The 15,564-nt window shown below is 61.3% G+C and carries 13 protein-coding genes; 4 read left to right on the top strand and 9 right to left on the bottom strand.

What is annotated here, in order from left to right:
• Positions 1-14: 14 nt before the first annotated feature.
• The 7 genes from ACIPQ1_RS19230 to ACIPQ1_RS19260 form a co-directional block, all read right to left on the bottom strand.
• On the bottom strand, positions 15-692 hold the full coding sequence (locus tag ACIPQ1_RS19230; protein WP_434705381.1) for a metallophosphoesterase family protein: 678 nt from the start codon (positions 690-692) through the stop codon (positions 15-17).
• A complete protein-coding gene (locus ACIPQ1_RS19235; protein ID WP_446534614.1) occupies positions 673-1,650 on the bottom strand; it encodes an ATP-grasp domain-containing protein in 978 nt (325 codons plus the stop codon). Before ACIPQ1_RS19235 ends, ACIPQ1_RS19230 begins: the two co-directional genes overlap by 20 nt.
• The gene (locus ACIPQ1_RS19240; RefSeq protein ID WP_446534615.1) at positions 1,647-2,495 is read right to left on the bottom strand and encodes an NAD-dependent epimerase/dehydratase family protein; all 849 of its coding nucleotides are present in this window, start codon (positions 2,493-2,495) and stop codon (positions 1,647-1,649) included. Before ACIPQ1_RS19240 ends, ACIPQ1_RS19235 begins: the two co-directional genes overlap by 4 nt.
• Entirely contained in the window at positions 2,492-3,220 is a 729-nt protein-coding gene (locus ACIPQ1_RS19245; RefSeq protein ID WP_446534616.1) for a class I SAM-dependent methyltransferase, read from the bottom strand. Before ACIPQ1_RS19245 ends, ACIPQ1_RS19240 begins: the two co-directional genes overlap by 4 nt.
• Before the next feature lie 49 nt (positions 3,221-3,269).
• The gene (locus ACIPQ1_RS19250) at positions 3,270-6,812 is read right to left on the bottom strand and encodes a glycosyltransferase (RefSeq protein ID WP_446534617.1); all 3,543 of its coding nucleotides are present in this window, start codon (positions 6,810-6,812) and stop codon (positions 3,270-3,272) included.
• A 52-nt stretch (positions 6,813-6,864) separates the two neighbouring features.
• Positions 6,865-7,566: a WbqC family protein gene (locus tag ACIPQ1_RS19255; protein WP_411386802.1), complete on the bottom strand. Its 702-nt coding sequence runs from the start codon at positions 7,564-7,566 to the stop codon at positions 6,865-6,867.
• A 124-nt stretch (positions 7,567-7,690) separates the two neighbouring features.
• Complete coding sequence (locus ACIPQ1_RS19260) at positions 7,691-9,250, bottom strand: sigma-54-dependent transcriptional regulator (protein ID WP_186704641.1); 1,560 nt, start codon at positions 9,248-9,250, stop codon at positions 7,691-7,693.
• Positions 9,251-9,650: 400 nt separating this feature from the next.
• Here ACIPQ1_RS19260 and phhA point away from each other — a divergent pair, with 400 nt between their 5' ends.
• The 3 genes from phhA to ACIPQ1_RS19275 all read left to right on the top strand — a co-directional run bounded on the left by phhA (position 9,651) and on the right by ACIPQ1_RS19275 (position 12,084).
• A complete protein-coding gene (gene phhA / locus ACIPQ1_RS19265; protein ID WP_446534618.1) occupies positions 9,651-10,436 on the top strand; it encodes a phenylalanine 4-monooxygenase in 786 nt (261 codons plus the stop codon).
• Positions 10,437-10,534: 98 nt separating this feature from the next.
• On the top strand, positions 10,535-10,891 hold the full coding sequence (locus tag ACIPQ1_RS19270; protein ID WP_003184087.1) for a 4a-hydroxytetrahydrobiopterin dehydratase: 357 nt from the start codon (positions 10,535-10,537) through the stop codon (positions 10,889-10,891).
• Positions 10,891-12,084 carry an amino acid aminotransferase gene (locus ACIPQ1_RS19275; protein ID WP_446534619.1) on the top strand — a complete coding sequence of 398 codons (1,194 nt, stop codon included), beginning with the start codon at positions 10,891-10,893 and terminating at the stop codon, positions 12,082-12,084. Before ACIPQ1_RS19270 ends, ACIPQ1_RS19275 begins: the two co-directional genes overlap by 1 nt.
• A 195-nt stretch (positions 12,085-12,279) precedes the next feature.
• Here ACIPQ1_RS19275 and ACIPQ1_RS19280 read toward each other — a convergent pair whose 3' ends face one another.
• Positions 12,280-12,843 (bottom strand): NAD(P)H nitroreductase, encoded by a 564-nt coding sequence (locus tag ACIPQ1_RS19280; protein ID WP_446534620.1) that lies wholly within the window; start codon positions 12,841-12,843, stop codon positions 12,280-12,282.
• A gap of 161 nt (positions 12,844-13,004) precedes the next feature.
• Here ACIPQ1_RS19280 and ACIPQ1_RS19285 point away from each other — a divergent pair, with 161 nt between their 5' ends.
• Entirely contained in the window at positions 13,005-14,459 is a 1,455-nt protein-coding gene (locus ACIPQ1_RS19285; RefSeq protein WP_186704637.1) for a TrkH family potassium uptake protein, read from the top strand.
• On the opposite strand, the gene ACIPQ1_RS19290 is transcribed toward ACIPQ1_RS19285, so the two are convergent.
• Positions 14,416-15,477 carry an AraC family transcriptional regulator gene (locus tag ACIPQ1_RS19290; protein WP_411386798.1) on the bottom strand — a complete coding sequence of 354 codons (1,062 nt, stop codon included), beginning with the start codon at positions 15,475-15,477 and terminating at the stop codon, positions 14,416-14,418. The genes ACIPQ1_RS19285 and ACIPQ1_RS19290 overlap by 44 nt on opposite strands.
• Positions 15,478-15,564 lie beyond the last annotated feature (87 nt).

Here is a 15,564-nt window from a genome sequence, read left to right on the forward strand (position 1 = left end):
CACAGCAAAAAACCTCAAACCGCATTGATCCGCCCACCGATCTGACTGCCGATATCAAGGTTTTCGTAGAAATAAGGGGTAAAACCGGCGCTCTTCATGGCGAGCTGCGTTTCACCGATGTCGTATTCAACCCGGTGCAGGTTGAAGGCTTCGCCGTCCCAAGTGGCGAAAGCTGCCCGGGGATCACCGTCACGTGGCTGGCCGACTGAACCGGGATTGCAGTAGGCCTTGTCCTCGCCGCTCCACAGGTGCTGGACATGGGTATGACCCGATGCGAAATATTGGCCGGGCAACGGCGCAAAGTACGCCTGCGAGGGGCGCAGGTACTCGTCCAGCGGATCGTTCCAGCCACCGTGGACGATGCTCAGTCCATCCTCTGTGGAGCGCTCCGGGAGGGATCCCAACCAGGCCAGGTTCTGCGAGGTGATGATGCCCCGCTGATAGTCCAGGCAGGCATTGGCGCTATTGGAACGGGGGCAGCGCTCATTCCTGGCCAGGTACCAATCATGATTGCCCATCACGGAGAAGATGTTTCGCTCACGCAGGGCTTCGCAGCACTCATTGACTTGACTGTAATAACCGGCCGTATCACCCAGGCAGATAATCCGCGACACACCCAGCTCATCCAACTTGGCAAGCACTGTTCGAAGGGCGCTGTAATTGCCATGTACGTCAGAAATGATGCCGATCATAGACAATGAAATCCTCTATATAACGAACAGCGAAACCACTGCGAATGGTGGGCTGGGCCGGTGTCTTGCCATCGAGGTAAAAATCCAGGCACATGGCCGCCTCGTTGTAGCCGAATGCGCGACGCATTGAACTGGTCGAGGATATTCGCGGATTGATCTCCAGCAGGCTCCAGGAGCCATCGCTACCACGACGGAATTGCAAGTTGGTCGGCCCCACCGGCTTGAAGGCGCGGCACAACCTGGCAACTGTTTCATCCAGCGAATCATCCTGATACACCCAAGCCTTGGCGGTGGCCCCGTCCGACGCCAGCTTGCGCTGGAAGGCGATGATCGGCCCCGTGCCGCCGCGCCCATCGCCGAACGCCGCCACGGTGAATTCATCGGCCGCGCTGCCAATGATGGGTTGGGCCATGAGGTAGTCACCGAGCAGGGCCGCGTGAGGCGTAAAGTCGCGCTCCTCGCGAACCCAGACCAACCCTTTGGAGGCATAGCTTCGCCGCGGCTTGAGCAGGAACGGCAGGCCCAAGGCCGCCTTGAGCGCGTGGAAATCCCCCGTCAGCAGGCTGGGAATACGACTGGCATCCCCCAGCGCCACCAGCGCCTGGTCCATGGCCCATTTGTCCCTGGAAAGTTCGATCAATTGCGGGTTGTTGAGCGCAACCTGGCAATCAAATGTCGCCAACAACGCTCGGTTGTCCGACAGCCAATGGACATCCTGTTCGATCCCCGGGATCAACAGGTCAACCTCGTGCCTGGCCAGCGTATCGCCCAACCACTGGCTGTAGCACGCGTCAGCGGTCAAAGGAGCCTGCACGAATGCATCGCACCAACCGCGACCGACGGCATCGTCGTAGATATCGGTGCCGACCAGGCGAACAGAAGGGTCCGCCGCACGCAGCGACTTGAGCAGGCCGTAACCCATGATGGCGCCAACACCCGTCACCATGACGGTCTTCATGACAGGTTCTCCCGGTGCGCTCGCATCAGCTCAAAACCCCGGCGAATATCTATTCGCGGGGTGAAACCTATTTGTTCGTACAAGTCATGCCCACAGTCAAAGGAAGGCAGATCGGGAATATCGTTTTTTTCCGGCAGGAAGCGGACGTCCGACGGTTTGCCAAACGCCTCGAAGGCGGCCTGGGCAATTTCGGATAGACGGGGAGATTCGGGATGGCCGCAGTTATACAAGCCAGTGATGCCCTGTTCCGCCAGCCGCGCGCAGACCTCGGCAAGATCACTCAAGTGCAGGTAGTTGCGCCGGGGGTCGTTGCTGCCATAGAGCTCGACGGCCTGCCCCGCCTGCGCCTTGTCGGCGATGACGTATAACAGCGGTTGGTGAGTCCTGCACTGCTCCCCGCTGTCGTAGACCTGACTGATGCGCAGGACGCTCAACGCCATGCCCCGTTCCTGGCAATACAGGCTCGCCACTTCTTCGGCATGGCGCTTGGACAGCGAGTAGATGCCGAAGTAGGGATCCGTCGCCTGATGGCTGGCCCAACGCGACGACAGCAGAATGAAATGCCGCGCCCCGCATTGTTCGGCCAGGCGACAGGCAGCCAATGTACCGACACTGTTGACCCGTTCTGCGCGAATCAGATCATCTGGCTGGCCGCCGCCAAAATCGGCCGCTGCCAACACGACCACGTCGAAGCGCTCGTCGCAGGCGCTGGGTTGCGGGCTATTCAAGTCAAAGGCAACATCGGCGTCCCGACGTCCCGCCAATTTGACTGGGCCATAGCTCGACAACGCCCGGGCGACCGCCTTACCAATGACTGAAGTACTCCCTATGACCAGGCTTTTCATGACGGCGCGACTGTCGCTTCCAGCATCATTGCACAGCACAGTTCTGGATAATCGATGCCCACGGTACACATGGCCTGGATGATGTCCGGACTCAAGTTCAGCGTTTTCAATTGCCCGGTGGTAAAGGGTTTGAGAAATATGCCTTCTTTGCGCACCACCTGGAGCCCGGCGGTTTCAAGTTCCGCGGTCAGGGTCTGTAGCGAGTAGCTGCGTACATGACCCAGCTCAAGATCCGCGCCGCCCAGCGCCGCCATGTCGTCAAGCAGCCCGGCAGCATGACCGAATCGCCGATGCAGGGACTCGCCGTTGGGAACCGCCACGAAGCAACGACCACCAGGGGCCAGAAAACGCTTGAACCGTTGCAGTACGGTCTGTGGATCCTCGACATGCTCAAGAATAAAACCCATCACGATGAGATCGAAACGCTTGTCGGTGTCGAATGTCTCAAAATAACTTTCAACGATCTCGGCCGCATTATCCGGGTATCGAGCCTTGAACTGGGCAATCACCGATGCGGAACCATCGATGACCGTGTGCTCGCCAAAGAACTGCGAGAAGCGATGGGTGCTGAAGCCATGGCCAACACCAAGCTCCAGGAGGCTTTGCGCCTGGGTACAGAGCGCCATGATGCGCTGGGGATACCAGTTGAGCATGATGTTGTTGTCATACGCATAGCCAAAGCTGTCGCTATAGGCGGCGATGAAGGTATCGAGATCGTTGCTCATGTCACATGTTCTCCGCTGAGCGACCAAGGTCACATCATATTAGTAGGGATCAATCGGCCAACCATGCCCGCCGCCAGGCGTCCAGGCGCTCGCCTTCGAGCAGCCACTGCGCCCGCACCGTCGACTGCAAGGTGTCCCCCAGCGTCGCGGAAGCTTCACGGTCTTCCAGGTGCAAGCGAATCGTTCGGATCCAGTCTTGCGCCTCGTTATTCACCCGTGACAGCGGTAATACCTCACCGCCGACAAAACCCGGCACCCGGCTGCAAATGACCGGATGGCCGCACGCGGCATGCTGCAGGACACGCAGGTCACCGGAGCAGGCATTGCCCAGGGTTTCAGCCATGGGCACCAGAGCCAGATCCAGATTCAAGGCTGCCATGGCCCCCGCCAATTGCTGCTGCGCGACAGCTGGGTGCAGCTCCTTCAAATAAGGCTGCAGTGCCGCGGGGCAGTCGCCCAGCACCACCCAATCGACTTCGCCAGCGAACGCGGGCAATACCTCGGCCAGCAGATGAGTATCCTTGCCGCCCAGCCAGCCCAGGCGCGGCTTGGCCCCGATGCGTCGCTTGCTTTGCACACGACCCCAGGCGGCCGGCAGCAGGGTTTCCAGCACGCGGATGTCGTCATGTTGACCTTGCAACAGTTCGGCCAGCGTCGGCGTGGGGACCAGCACCCGATCAGCCTGCATCATCCCGAACCGCAGGCGCTCCAGCAGCTCATCGACACCGTAATCGCCCTTCAACTCCATCTGCGGCAAATAACCGTCCAGGTCGTAGACCGTGAACGCCTTGGAAAACGCTCTAAGGCGGCTCAGAGCCAGTAGCCCGGCGTCATCCAGAGGGCGCTGCAATACCACGGTGGTTGGCGCCAGGCGCGCAATTTCCACCGGCGACAGCAAACTCGAAATAGCTGCGCCTTCGACCTGCCCTGCTTCCAGCAAGGTGCTGAATGGCTGAACCAGACGCGAATAAGCCCCCGCCTGCTGTTCAGTGACACAGACCAACACCCTCGGCACACTGCCTTGCAGTGGATACCAGCACAGGTCGGTGTTTTCCCGGACAAATCCCTCGCCGACGCGCAGCGAAAAGTTGGAGTTGTAGGCAGGGTCGCGAGCCAATTGCGGCAACCAACGCGCGTAGAAGACATCTTCCTGCTCGCTAGTTGCCTGGGAATCTGACACAACGTCCATCAACAGACGTGCGTAAGGGGTCCAGACGTTCAGGTAACCCGCCTGCTGCAGCTTCAGGCACAGGTCGACATGGGTCCAGGGGGCCAGCAGTGGATCGGTATCGAAGCCATCGGCCTCAAGGAACAGCGCCCGACGCAGCATCAGGCATTCGCCGCCCACTGCGGAGCAGTTTTGCTCAAGCCCAGACCGGCCCATGCCCTCCGATACCTGGGCTGACAAGCCCTCAAAGGCCCGACCGACGACCCCGCCCAACCCCAACACGAGGCTCGCCTGGCGTATCCGGCCCTGGCTATCCTGCAACGTGCCGCCCACGGCACCGACTTCCGGGCGCTGGGCGTGATTGAGCAACGCGTGCAGCCAACCCGGCTCAAGCACAGCGGTTTGCGCGTCGAGCCAGAGCAGATATTCACCGCGTGCTTCCTGCGCCGCCGCATTGCACATCGCCGCGCGCGACTGCCCCGGCATGAAACGCAACACCTGGAAACGACCTTCGCCCATCTGCTCGACCAGCCCCAGCCACTCCAGCAATGCGGGTTCATCGTTGCCCGGCTCGATCAGCAAGACCTCGAAGTCCACGGCGTCTGTCCGCATCAGCAGGCTTTCCAGGCAACGCTGGAAATTGGTCAACTGTCCTTCGAGGTAAATCAGAATACTGACCGAGGCCAGTCGCTCGTGACCGTAGTCGATACGATAGCGACCCGGCTCCTTTTCAAGGGCAACCGCTCGCGCCTGACCATAGCCACGTCCGTGCAGGTGCGCGTCAATGACCGAGCGCTCATTAGCACATTCCGACTGCCGAACTTCGTTGGCGATCAGCAGGGGCTCGCTGACATGACCAATGCTCGCCATCCCTTGCTCGCCGATCAGGCGCAGTTGGTAGGCCAACTCGAAGGCGCCACCGCAGCCATTATCAAAACCGCTCAAGCGCTCCAGCGCCTCCCGACGGTACATCCAGTGACGGGAAAGACTGGTCGGAAACGCCAAGAGCAAATCCAGGTTCAGGTCAGGCCGCAACGAAAGATTCGCCACCCCTCCCACCCGCAGCGCCTCGTCGGCGTATACCGCCAGGCAACTGTCTGGCGCATCGAGCAGATTCAGGGCCGTCATCAGCAACCCCGCAGCAGTAAACTCCTCCCCCGCCTCGACCAGCAGGAGCCAGTCGGTCTGGGTGCCCTCGACCAGGCCATTGATCGCTGCCGCAGGTTGCTTCGGGTCACACGCCAACCATTGAACGTTGGCTCGCCCCGGGTCAGCGTCACCCATCACACATACATGGATGCGCTGGTACAACTGTCGATCCAGGCTGTCCAGGGTGTGCGCCAGCGCCAACGGATTGCCGTCGTCGCGGACCAGGACAGTGAAACTTGGCGCCGCCGCGCTAGCCAAGCGCTCATTGATCAAACGCAATGGTTGCGCCAGCGGGTAGCGTTGGCGCAACCAATCGAGCACACCCAGACGGTTGCCGACCGCCTCACGCGCGGCAGTCGCCTGGGTTTTTGCAATAAACACATCCAGCTGCTGCCAGAAAGCCGCCGTGCGCTCAACATAACGGGGCAAGGCGTCGCCGAGGCTTGCCCGGGCATGTTCCAACGGGTCCGGCTGGTCGAGCATGGCAAAACCGACGCTGCCGAAAAAACTGTTATCGAGCAGTGGCTGGTCGACGCCATGTCCTGGAATGAATATCACCGGACATCCGCACAGCACGGCCATGACGCAGGTCATCGACCACTCGTAGCTGTACATCACCTCGGCATTGCGCAGCAGCTCGGCCAGCTCAGGCAGGGCCAAGGGGTTGGCCATGCTCAGCAGGCGGACATCCGCTGGCAGTAGCGAGTAGTCGATCTGACCCAAGGGGTGACGGTTCTGGTAGAGATAGCTGCCCTTACGCACGGTGCCGGCGCCCACCGTCGAGAACATTTCGATATCGATCGCCGGCAGGCACAACAGGTCACCGTCAGGGTCGCCACGGTGCTCAGCGAGCCGGGCGGCGTAATAGAAAAACAAATCGGTGGGCGCGGCGTCCATGCTTTTCCCAGTGAGGAACCCCTCGAAATTCAGGAGAAAACGCGCCACGACCGGACAGTTGAGTGGATTGCCAGGGAATACCTCGGGATAAACCGCGATCGGCACCTTGCCCGCCGCCCTATGGCGCTGCTTGATCGCAGAACTGATCAAGGGCGTCTTGAGATCTGGATTGACCACTTCGGTGCTGCAGATGTAGGCCTCACGGCCACTGAGGTTGAGCATATGGCAGAGGTAGTGCAGCGAGACGACGCCCGACGAGGATTCACGGTAAGCAGGCGCCAGGATGTAGTAGGGATGCTCGGGTTTGGCATACATCAGCCGTAGACGCGCCAACGCCTGTTCGAGCGAATGAGCGTCCAGCTGCGCAAGGTTCGACATCGGGTGAAATCTCCAGAATCAAGTCAAAAAGGGTGTCACTGGCAAGGCCCGCTCAGACAGCCCCTTTCTCCAGAAAAGCCGATGCATCCGCGCCGGTATTGAACAACAGGTCGATGACGCTGAGCGCATGCTGGAACTCGCCGTATAGCTGCGGATACTCGGGATAGCCGGCATAGCTCATGTACGACACCGCGATCCCCTTGGCGGCGAACGCCGCTTCGTCGAGGTAGTGACTGGCCGCGGGTCCAGAAAGGTACTCGTTGGCCCCGAGGGCCTGGCAGAGATGGATCAGGCGTTCATTCTTGCCCTCTGCGCGCCCCAATTCTTCGGAACGGTGGAGCGGCGTATGGATGCCCAGCAGGGGGCATAAGCCGGCGATGAACAAGTGGTTGATGCGAGTCAGATCGGTGAGGTCGGCAGCCTGCTCGTAGAGCGCACGAATCGGCGCCTCCATCTGAGCGAAGCACGGTGCGCGCCGATAACTGCGCTCAATGGTCTTCCAGTGCGCAGCGGCCCAATCCGGGCTGGTCACCTGGACTTCGTTGATCAATTGTTCGAGACGGCCCTTGTTCTTGACCGGAATACTCAGCCAATGCTCACCCTGGGCGGTCTTGATCTTGTTGCGGTTGCGCCAGTCCCTCCGGGTGTACTGGACATCGTCAAACAGGACGAACGCATCGACGCTGCGGATCAGATCGAAATAGCCCTTCCAAGGGATGTAGTTCGACTGCACCACAGCTATTTTTTTTTGCATCCTGAGCCTCACGTACGCAGCCGAAACCGGGCCTCAGCCCTGTCAAAAAGTCGCCACCTACTCCGAATAAGCGGGGGGACAGCCACGATCTAGCAAATCCCATACCAGGGAAAAAACGCCCCCGCTAAGGCTCCGTCTTGCCCACTTCATACTCACGCAACTTATTGGCAATGGTCGTATGGGAAACCCCCAGCCGCTTGCCCAGTTGCCGGCTGCTGGGATGTTCGGAATACAAGCGCTCCAGTACCGCTTTCTCGAAACGCCCAACGATCTCGTCCAACCCACCCTCAAGGGAGAAATCGCCAAGGGGCTGGCGCACGCCGTAGTCCGGCAGGCGGATGTGCTCGGCTTTCACCTTTCCGCCATCGCACAGGGAAACCGCCTGGAACAGCACGTTTTCCAACTGCCGGACATTGCCCGGCCAATGGTAATGACTGAGGCGGTCCATGGCCGCCGGCGCCAGCTTGGGCAATGCACAGCCGATCTGGCGGCTGGCCTGGTCGAGGAAATGCTCCACCAGTGGCCCCAGGCCATCGAGGCATTCGCGCAGGGGTGGGATGTGTAGCGAAAGCACATTCAAGCGGTGGTACAAATCCTGACGGAATTCGCCTCGGGCGCAGAGTTCGGACAAATCGACCTGGGTGGCGCAGATCACCCTGACGTCCAGGTACACCTCTTCATCGCTGCCGACACGCCGGAAGCAACCGTCCTGCAGGAAGCGCAGCAATTTCACTTGCAGGCGCGGGCTCATTTCCCCAACCCCGTCGAGGAACAGCGTTCCTCCGGCGGTCAGTTCCAGCAGGCCGAGCTTGCCTTCGGCCCGGGCGCCTTCGAAGGCCCCCGGCCCGTAACCGAACAGCTCGGTCTCGGCCATGGACTCGGGCAGCCCGGCGCAGTTGAGTGCCATCAAGGGCGATTGGCCGCGCGGGCTGGCCAGGTGACAAGCCCGAGCCAGCAGCTCCTTGCCCGTGCCGGTTTCGCCCTCAATTAATAGCGGCGCGTCCAGCGGTGCCATGCGCCGGGCCTCACGGACCACCGCAGCCATTACCTTCGAGCTCTGGAAAATACTGTCGAAGCCGCGCAGCTCCTGCTTGCGCACGTTATAGATCCGCTCACCCACGCGGTCGGCCCGGTGCAGGGTCAGCACCGCACCGGCCATGGCTTCACTGTCGTCGTGTTCCGATTGCAGTGGCGCGATGTCGGCCAGGAACACGTCACCCTTGACCTTGACCCTCAGGCCGTTGATGCGCGACTGGTTGGCGCGCACCAGTTCCGGCAAGTCGAAATCCTCGGCGTAGCGTGACAAGGGAATCCCCGGCACCTCGTCGACCCGCACCCCGAGCAACTGCGCCGCCGCCCGGTTGGCCGCGACGATGGAACCTCCCATATCGATGGACAGCACTGGAAACTCCAGGGCGCCGAGCAAGGCGTTGAGCTCCATGTGCCGACGTTCGCTGGGCATCAGCCCTACACGCTTGACGCCAAACACCCCGGCGATGCCTTCGAATTTCGGACGCAACGCCTGGAACTGGATGTTGATCAGGTTCGGGCAGTGCAGGTAGATCGCATTGCCATGCTCGCCACCGACCTCGCCCCGGGCGACGTTGATGCCGTACTCCACCAACAGGTTGAGGATGTCCCGGAGGATGCCGATGCGATTCTGGCAATGGACTTTGATGCGCATGAAATGACCCAGGTGCATATGAGATAGAAAAACGCGCCATTCCAGCCCCTCTGTGGCGAGGGAGCTTGCTCCCGCTGGGCTGCGCAGCAGACCCAAAACAGGGGCCGCTTCGCGCCCCAGCGGGAGCAAGCACCCTCGTCACAAAAGTTTTTCGGCGTGGCAACGCAAATAATCGTCAAGATTATGTGACAGATGTAGGCCGTTTCCCACCTGAAAATCCCGGAAAGATCGTAGCGCCCGTCAATTCGTAACGAAAACTTTACGAATCGACCCGTCGTTCGCCCAATCCATCCTCGCCAAGCCGATGCACACACCGCTGCTTCGGGTTATCTCTAATGCATCGCTCGACATAACAACAAACGCATCTTCCCCCCTGAGGGAAAATCAGCAGGAGAGCAGCATGAAGCAGACGCAATACGTGGCTCGCGAGCCCGATGCGCAAGGTTTTATCCACTACACCGCTGAAGAACACGCGGTGTGGAACACGCTGATCACCCGCCAGCTCAAAGTCATCGAAGGCCGTGCGTGCCAGGAATACCTGGCCGGCATCGACAAGCTGGGCCTGCCCCACGACCGCATCCCGCAACTGGACGAAGTCAACAAAGTGCTGGGCGAGACCACGGGCTGGCAAGTCGCCCGCGTGCCGGCGCTGATCCCTTTCCAGACCTTCTTCGAATTGCTCGCCAGCAAGCAGTTTCCGGTAGCGACCTTCATTCGTACCCGTGAAGAACTGGATTACCTGCAAGAGCCGGACATTTTCCACGAGATCTTTGGCCACTGCCCGTTGCTGACCAACCCTTGGTTTGCCGAATTTACCCACACCTACGGCAAACTCGGCCTACAGGCTTCCAAGGAAGAACGCGTCTACCTGGCGCGCCTGTATTGGATGACCATCGAGTTCGGCCTGGTGCAGACCCCGCAGGGCCGGCGCATCTACGGCGGCGGCATCCTCTCGTCGCCCAAGGAAACCGTGTACTGCCTGTCCGACGAGCCCGAGCACCAAGCCTTCGATCCGTTGGAAGCCATGCGCACGCCGTATCGCATCGACATCCTGCAACCGGTGTATTTCGTGTTGCCCGAGCTCAAGCGTCTGTTCGACCTGGCCCACGAAGACATCATGGGCATGGTCAAGCGCGGTCGGGAACTGGGCCTGCACGCCCCGAAATTTCCGCCCAAAGCGGCGTGAACCGCGTCTTTTAATCCCAATTGAGTCTGTTGCACGACGCGGCTTTGCTTTAGCGTGGGTGCATCGACGTTTTCAACTATTCGATCCAGGAACACACCATGAACACTCTGAACCAAGCCCACTGCGAAGCCTGCCGCGCCGACGCCCCACAAGTCAGCGACGAAGAATTGCCGGTGTTGATCAAACAAATCCCGGACTGGAACATCGAAGTGCGCGACGGCGTCATGCAGCTGGAAAAAGTTTTCCTGTTCAAGAACTTCAAGCACGCCCTGGCATTTACCAACGCCGTTGGCGAAATCTCCGAGGCCGAAGGCCACCACCCAGGCCTGCTCACCGAGTGGGGCAAAGTCACCGTGACCTGGTGGAGCCACTCCATCAAGGGCCTGCACCGCAACGACTTCATCATGGCCGCTCGCACCGATGACGTGGCCAAGACCGCCGAGGGCCGCAAGTAATGCATTTCGACGCCATCGGCCGGGTACCCGGCGACCCGATCCTCGGCCTGATGGAGGCCTACGGGGCGGATAGCAACCCGAGCAAGTTCGACCTGGGCGTGGGCGTCTATAAGGATGCCCAAGGCCTGACGCCGATCCTTCAATCGGTGAAACAGGCCGAGCAGCGACTGGTGGATCGCCAGGTCACCAAGACCTACATCGGCGGCCATGGCGACGCCGCGTTCGGCCAGTTGATCAATGAGCTGGTGCTGGGCGCCGACTCGTCGCTGATCAGCGCAAAGCGCGCCGGCGCCACCCAGACACCCGGCGGCACCGGTGCCCTGCGCCTGAGCGCCGACTTCATCGCCCAGTGCCTGCCGGGCCGTGGTGTCTGGCTGAGCAACCCGACCTGGCCGATCCACGAGACCATTTTCGCCACGGCCGGGGTCAAGGTCAGTCATTACCCTTATGTGGGCGCCGATAACCGCTTGGATTTCGAGGCGATGCTGGCAACCCTGAACCAGGCACCCAAAGGCGATGTGGTCTTGCTGCATGCCTGCTGCCACAACCCCACCGGGTTCGACCTGTCCCATGGGCAATGGCAGCAGCTGCTGGAAGTGGTGCGCAGCCGCGACCTGCTGCCACTGATCGACTTCGCCTACCAGGGCTTCGGCGATGGCTTGGAACAGGACGCCTGGGCGGTCCGGCTATTTGCCCAAGCGTTACCCGAAGTGCTGATCACCAGCTCCTGTTCGAAGAACTTCGGCCTGTACCGCGACCGTACGGGTGCGTTGATCGTCTGCGCCCGGGACGGCGAAAAACTGATCGATATCCGCAGCCAATTGGCAAACATCGCCCGGAACCTGTGGTCGACGCCACCAGACCATGGCGCAGCCGTGGTGGCGACCATCCTCGGCAACCCGGAACTCAAAAGCCTGTGGGCCGATGAAGTCCAGGCCATGCGCCTGCGCATCGCGCAATTGCGCAGCGGTTTGCTGGAAGCTCTCGAACCCCATGGTCTGCGGGAGCGCTTCGCCCATATCGGCGTGCAACGCGGGATGTTTTCCTACACCGGCCTGACGCCGGAACAGGTCAAGCACCTGCGCGAACGCCACAGCGTCTACATGGTCGGCACCGGCCGGGCCAACGTGGCCGGTATCGATGCCACGCGCCTGGATGCGCTGGCGGTGGCGATTGCGGATGTTTGCAGGTAAGCAATAGTGGCTAGATACCTTTTGTGGCGAGGGGATTTATCCCCGCTGGGCTGCGCAGCGGCCCTTGAGGCCGACACCTCGGAGTGTCAGATCGCATCCATTCAAAAGCGTTGGGGCTGCTACGCAGCCCAGCGGGGATAAATCCCCTCGCCACAGAAATCCTCTTCACTACAGAAACCGCGCCACTCATTAGATTTACGGGCCCGTCCACTCCCGGACAAACTGCCCCACATCTTCCTGCGGTGCGGTACGCGCCTCTTTCTGCGGCGTGCCCAGGTAGAGGAAACCGATCACTTCTTCCCCATCTTCAAGGCCAAGCCCCCGGGCCACATGTGGCGAGTACGCCAGTTCGCCGGTGCGCCACACGCCGCCAATCCCCTGGGCATACGCGGCCAGCAGGATGCCATGGGCCGCGCAGCCGGCCGCCAGCAATTGCTCTGATTTCGGGATTTTGAAATGGTCCTGCAGACGGGCGATCACCACCACGACCAGGGGCGCGCGCAATGGGCCATTGAGGGCCTTTTCCACGACGGCTTCGGGCACCAGTGGGTCATTGAACTTTGCCGCTTCGGCCAGCAGTTCGCCCATGCGATGCCGCGCCTGCCCCTCCACCGTCAGGAAGCGCCATGGCCGCAACTGGCCGTGATCCGGTGCCCGCATGGCTGCGGCGAACATGAGCTCGCGCTGTTCCGGCGTGGGTGCCGGCTCCACCAGGCGCGGGACGGAAACACGGTTGAGCAAAGCGTCGAGAGCCTGCATCGGCCACCTCCTGAAAAAATGTCCAGCTATTCTAGTGGCTGTGCGGCGAGTCCGTTAGCGCAAATTCCGTGGCCAGGCAGCCAGGCGCCGCCGAGTGCCGGTTTACAGGACGCTGGCCGCAGGTAGAATGGCGCCCTTCCCTTTCAGCCTGAGCGGACTTCATGGCGTTGCCGACCCTGCGAATCATCGGTTTCATCATCGGCATCTTCCTGATCACCCTGGCGATCTTCATGGTCGTGCCCATGGTCACGCTGATGATCTTCGAGCGCACTGGCGACCTGCCGTCGTTCCTCTGGTCGAGCATGATCACGTTCCTCGCCGGCCTGGCGCTGGTGCTTCCAGGGCGCCCGGAACACATCCACCTGCGGCCGCGGGACATGTACCTGCTGACCGTCAGCAGCTGGCTGGTGGTGTGTATCTTCGCTGCGCTGCCGTTCCTGCTGACCCAGCACATCAGCTATACGGATTCGTTCTTCGAAAGCATGTCGGGCATCACCGCCACCGGCGCCACCGTCCTGAGCGGCCTGGACAATATGTCGCCGGGCATCCTGATGTGGCGCTCGCTGCTGCACTGGCTCGGCGGTATCGGCTTCATCGGCATGGCGGTGGCGATCCTGCCCCTGCTGCGCATCGGTGGCATGCGGCTGTTCCAGACCGAGTCATCGGACCGCTCGGAAAAAGTCATGCCCCGCTCCCACATGGTGGCGCGGTTGATCGTGGCGGCCTACGTGGGCATCACCATTCTTGGCACCCTGGCGCTCTGGTGGGCCGGGATGAGCCTGTTCGATGCCATCAACCATTCGATGTCGGCGATTTCCACCGGCGGCTTCTCCACCTCGGACCTGTCCCTGGCCAAGTGGACCCAGCCGGCGGTGCACTGGGTCGCCATCGTCATCATGATCCTCGGCAGCCTGCCGTTTGCCCTGTACGTCTCGATGTTGCGGGGCAATCGCCGGGCGTTGATCAAGGACCAGCAGGTCCAGGGGCTCATTGGCGTGCTGCTGGTGACCTGGCTGGTGCTCGGCACCTGGTATTGGGCGACCACCGACCTGCATTGGCTGGACGCCCTGCGGCACGTGGCGCTGAACGTGACGTCCATCGTTACCACCACCGGCTTCGCCCTGGGCGACTACAGCCTGTGGGGCAATTTCTCGCTGATGCTGTTCTTCTACCTGGGGTTCGTCGGCGGTTGCTCGGGTTCGACGGCCGGCGGGATCAAGATCTTTCGCTTCCAGGTCGCCTACATCCTGCTGCGGGCCAACCTTAATCAACTGATCCATCCCCGTGCGGTGATCAAGCAAAAATACAACGGTCATCGCCTCGACGAGGAAATCGTCCGCTCGATCCTGACGTTCTCGTTCTTCTTCGCCATCACGATCTGCGTGATCGCCCTGCTGCTGTCGCTGTTGGGCGTGGAATGGATGACGGCGTTGACCGGTGCGGCCAGTACCGTGTCCGGCGTCGGCCCGGGGCTGGGGGAAACCATCGGGCCGGCCGGCAACTTCGCACCGCTGCCGGACGCCGCCAAGTGGATTCTGTCGGGGGGCATGCTGCTGGGCCGGCTGGAGATCATCACCGTGTTCGTGCTGTGTATCCCGGCGTTCTGGCGTCACTGACCGGTTCAGGCTGGCTCGCCAATCGCGCCCGGTATTCGCCGGGCGTGGTGTCGAACCAGCGGCGAAAGGCCCGGAAAAAATTGCTCGGGTCGGCAAATCCCAACAGGTAGGCGATTTCCAGCAGCGTCATGCCCGGCTGTGCCAGGTACTGCTCGGCCAGCTCGCGGCGGGTGTCTTCGAGCAGGCTCTGGAAACTGGTGCCCTCTTCCTGCAAGCGCCGCTGCAAGGTGCGCTGGGACAGGTGCAGCGTCTGCGCCACCACGTCTCGCTTGGGTTCCCCCTGGGGCAACAACCGACACAAGACTTGTCGTGCCTTGTGGGTCACGCGGCTTTCCGAGAAACGCGCGAGGTATTCCCCGGCAAACCGATCGTGAAGCTGCGCCATGGCTTCATTGGCCGTCGGCAGCGGCGCCTCCATGTCGGCCCGTTCGAAGATCAGCGCGTCATAGGGAGCGCCGAACACCAACGGCGCGTGAAAAGCTCGGTGATAAGGCGCCGGGTCCGAGGGTTCGGCACCCTGGAACAGCACCTTCACCGGATGCAGGGTGCGCCCGGTCAACCAGCTGCACAGGGCCAGCGCACAGGCCAGGGACGCTTCGGCGCTTTGGCGGGTCGGGGGCAGATGGTCGCCATGAACGGTCAGGATCAGCCCATAACCGCCTTCCAACGGACGAAAACTCAAGTCGGCGCTTTCGGCGATGATCCGCTGGTACCGCACCAGCCGTTGGAAACCCTCCACCAGGGTGCGACTGGACATCAAGGCGTAGCCCGCCACATGGAACGAGGCCGGGCGCACCACCTTGCCCATGTTCAAACCGATGGCCGGGTTGCCCGACAACTCCACCGCCCGTTGCCAGAGCCGCGTCATCGAGTCCTGGGGGAACCGTGCATCCGGATCGTCCAGCGCATCGAAATCCAGCCCCAATTGATTGAACAGCGCCCGACAATCCAGGCCGTCCATTTCCAACGCCTTGACAATCCCCATCGCCCAGCTTGAAGAAGTGGTTCGTTCGCTCATGACGTTTTACTTGCATGACGAGCCGCAGGGTACGGCTGGATTTGCGAAGGATACTAAAGTGGCGCTGATTGTCACTGGCCGTTGTAA

The organism is Pseudomonas sp. LARHCG127 (genome assembly GCF_052871455.1).

Excerpts from the sequence above, each read along its gene's own strand:
- ACIPQ1_RS19230 (WP_434705381.1), bottom strand. The coding sequence starts at position 692 with ATGATCGGCATCATTTCTGACGTACATGGCAATTACAGCGCCCTTCGA.
- ACIPQ1_RS19235 (WP_446534614.1), bottom strand. The coding sequence starts at position 1,650 with ATGAAGACCGTCATGGTGACGGGTGTTGGCGCCATCATGGGTTACGGC.
- ACIPQ1_RS19240 (WP_446534615.1), bottom strand. The coding sequence starts at position 2,495 with ATGAAAAGCCTGGTCATAGGGAGTACTTCAGTCATTGGTAAGGCGGTC.
- ACIPQ1_RS19245 (WP_446534616.1), bottom strand. The coding sequence starts at position 3,220 with ATGAGCAACGATCTCGATACCTTCATCGCCGCCTATAGCGACAGCTTT.
- ACIPQ1_RS19250 (WP_446534617.1), bottom strand. The coding sequence starts at position 6,812 with ATGTCGAACCTTGCGCAGCTGGACGCTCATTCGCTCGAACAGGCGTTG.
- ACIPQ1_RS19255 (WP_411386802.1), bottom strand. The coding sequence starts at position 7,566 with ATGCAAAAAAAAATAGCTGTGGTGCAGTCGAACTACATCCCTTGGAAG.
- ACIPQ1_RS19260 (WP_186704641.1), bottom strand. The coding sequence starts at position 9,250 with ATGCGCATCAAAGTCCATTGCCAGAATCGCATCGGCATCCTCCGGGAC.
- phhA (WP_446534618.1), top strand. The coding sequence starts at position 9,651 with ATGAAGCAGACGCAATACGTGGCTCGCGAGCCCGATGCGCAAGGTTTT.
- ACIPQ1_RS19270 (WP_003184087.1), top strand. The coding sequence starts at position 10,535 with ATGAACACTCTGAACCAAGCCCACTGCGAAGCCTGCCGCGCCGACGCC.
- ACIPQ1_RS19275 (WP_446534619.1), top strand. The coding sequence starts at position 10,891 with ATGCATTTCGACGCCATCGGCCGGGTACCCGGCGACCCGATCCTCGGC.
- ACIPQ1_RS19280 (WP_446534620.1), bottom strand. The coding sequence starts at position 12,843 with ATGCAGGCTCTCGACGCTTTGCTCAACCGTGTTTCCGTCCCGCGCCTG.
- ACIPQ1_RS19285 (WP_186704637.1), top strand. The coding sequence starts at position 13,005 with ATGGCGTTGCCGACCCTGCGAATCATCGGTTTCATCATCGGCATCTTC.
- ACIPQ1_RS19290 (WP_411386798.1), bottom strand. The coding sequence starts at position 15,477 with ATGAGCGAACGAACCACTTCTTCAAGCTGGGCGATGGGGATTGTCAAG.